This is a genomic window from Chitinophaga sp., from assembly GCF_035564935.1.
In the GTDB taxonomy this organism is placed as follows: Bacteria; Bacteroidota; Bacteroidia; order Chitinophagales; family Chitinophagaceae; genus Chitinophaga.
In genome coordinates, this window is sequence record NZ_DATMTE010000464.1 from 1 (window position 1) to 2,727 (window position 2,727).

Consider the following 2,727-nt stretch of genomic DNA (forward strand, 5'->3'; position numbering starts at 1 on the left):
TGAACTGATACCGCCGGTAATGAACGCTACCCAGCTGGCTACCTACATGAAGGGTTTTTATGAAGATAAGATCAAATACGAAGGATATACCGGCGGTATACCCGCCGTGTACCAGAACCCGGACCAATATGGCGAAGGAACAGACTGGTTCAGCGTACTCACCAGGAACGCCCCGGTGCAGAACTATAGCCTGGCTATCAATACAGGTAACGACAAGGCGGCTTTCAGCCTGGTGGGCGGCTATTTTAACCAGCAGGGTATCTTGCTAAACACCGGCTATAAACGTTTTTCATTACGTGCCAATGGTGATTTCAACATCAGTAAACGCGTAAAGGTGGGCTTTGGTGTTGCGCCGTCTTTCCAGATAGATCATAACAACAGGCAGGGAACCGGCTTTAACGTGGATGGGCAGCGCGCCATTTTTGCCTCCGCTTCCATGATACCTACCATGGGCTCTCCCTACAACCCGGATGGATCACTGGCGCTCGGTATTTCAGGGTTTACCAACCAGTTTGTATGGGCCAACCCGTTAAGACAATTACTCGAAGTAAAAGACGATGCTAACCGGTTACGTGTACTGGCCAATGTGTTCGCAGAAATAAAGCTGACGGATCACCTGACTTTCCGCACAACAGGTAGCACCGATCTTGCCAACATGACCCGCAACAGGTTTATTCCATCTACTTCCATCGGCGGCTTTAACGCGCTGCCTATAGAAAATCCGCCGCCAGGCAATAATACTGCTTTGGGCGAATCAGCTATCACCAATGACTATACCTGGCTGAATGAAAATACGCTTAACTACCAGCAGCAGTTTGGTAAAGATCATTCATTGGGCGTACTGGCAGGATTTACGGCGCAGCGGACAACCCGTTTTTCAAGCGATATGATAGGCCGCGATTACCCCGATAACAGCATCAGCCTTTTAAGCGCAGCCACCAGGTTCACTACCAATACATCCAGTGCCTACGCCTGGACAATGGCGTCCTTCCTGGGTCGTGTCAACTATAGCTTTAAGGACCGTTATCTTTTACAGGCAACATTGAGGAGAGACGGATCGTCACGTTTCGGCGACCAGAACAAATGGGGTACTTTCCCTTCTATAGGCGGCGCCTGGATAGTAAGTGATGAGCCTTTCCTTAAACAGGTGTCGAACCTGAGCTTCCTGAAGTTAAAAGCCTCCTACGGTTTAACCGGTATGTCGGAAATGGGTAGTGGTGTTAACAGTAACTATTCCAGTGTAGCTGGTATTGTTAATTCCAATTATACGTTTTCTGGTGGCCTGGCCCCGGGCAAAGTACAAAGTAGTTTAGGCAATCAGAATTTGGCCTGGGAGCGCAACCAGCAGTTTGATGCGGGCCTTGAGCTGGGATTGTTTGATGGCAGGATTAATTTCTCTTACGACTATTACAGTAAGCTCACAACAGGCCTGTTGTTTGTATTGCCGGTTCCGCAGTCTTCCGGCTTCTCCACCGTACAGGATAACCTGGGCGATATCAGGCAATGGGGACATGAGTTTGTATTAAGCACTAAAAATCTCACCGGGAAACTTAAATGGAACACCGACTTTAATATCGCCTTTAACCGCAACCTGGTTAAAAGGATCGGTTTAAATAATATTTCTTTTGCTGCTGATCCGACGATTACATTGTCAGAGTTTACCGACTACAGGACCCTGGTTGGTAAACCTATTGGTCAGTTTTACGGGTATGTATTTGACGGGATCTTCAAAAACCAGGCGGAGGCAGATGCAGGGCCCAAGTATTATGGAACCGGTACCACTACGCTTTCCCAGGCAGGAACAGTGAGGTTTAAGGATTTGAACGGCGATGGAAAAATTACCTTCCCGGACGATCAGACTGTGATAGGCGACCCCAATCCTAAATTCATATTTGGCCTTAGCAACAGCTTCCAGTACCAGAACTTTGATCTGAACATCGCCGTATCAGGCACCTATGGCAACAAGCTGAAAAACGGTATGCAGGAAAGCACCTACAACCTGGACGGTGTGTTCAATGGTCCGCCGGAACTGCTGAACCGCTGGCGCTCTGAAGCCGATCCTGGTAACGGGCGGGTAGCACGTACCCTGGCTAATACCACCGCGGCTTACCGTACCGATAATACGCTGTTCATTCACAATGCCTCCCATCTCACTATTAACAATATTACGCTGGGATATACGCTGAGAAAATTCAGGAAGCCTGTTATTAAGAGTCTCAGGGTATATGCGTCTGCACAAAACGTATACATCTTCACCAGTTACCCGGGCAACCCCGAAGTAAGCGCCGGCGCCGGACTGGCATTTGTAACACAGCAGGGACAGGACCTTGGTGCTTATCCCCTGCAAAGAACATTTACGTTTGGATTGAACCTTGGCCTTTAAAAATCAGTAAAAATGAAAAAGATCTCTTGTATAATATTAGTGATACTGAGTTTGGCAGCTGTATCGTGTAAGAAATTTCTTAGTGAAGTCAATCCAAACAATGTAAACCTGAATAGTTACTTTAAAACCCAGAATGATTTTGACCTGGCTGTAAACGGCGCCTACGCCCAGCTGCGCGGGATGTATAACAATAGGAGCGCCTGGGTAATGGGAGAAATGCGTTCGGATAATACGCACTACGACTATAAATCATCCGACCAGGCGGTAGCTACTATGAACCGCCTGGCAGTGGCCGATTTCCTGGATGATAAATATAATAACCAGACGCCCCCGAAATGGAATCT

Annotated in this window: 1 protein-coding gene and 1 pseudogene; both read left to right on the plus strand. The window is 47.9% G+C overall.

Annotated elements, in window-relative coordinates; all coding sequences use genetic code 11:
- Positions 1–2,383 (plus strand): SusC/RagA family TonB-linked outer membrane protein (locus VN105_RS12035; protein ID WP_325641155.1); only part of this gene is annotated, 2,383 nt, incomplete at its 5' end.
- Positions 2,384–2,395: 12 nt separating this feature from the next.
- Positions 2,396–2,727, plus strand: a pseudogene (locus VN105_RS12040) (hypothetical protein); the annotation flags it as partial.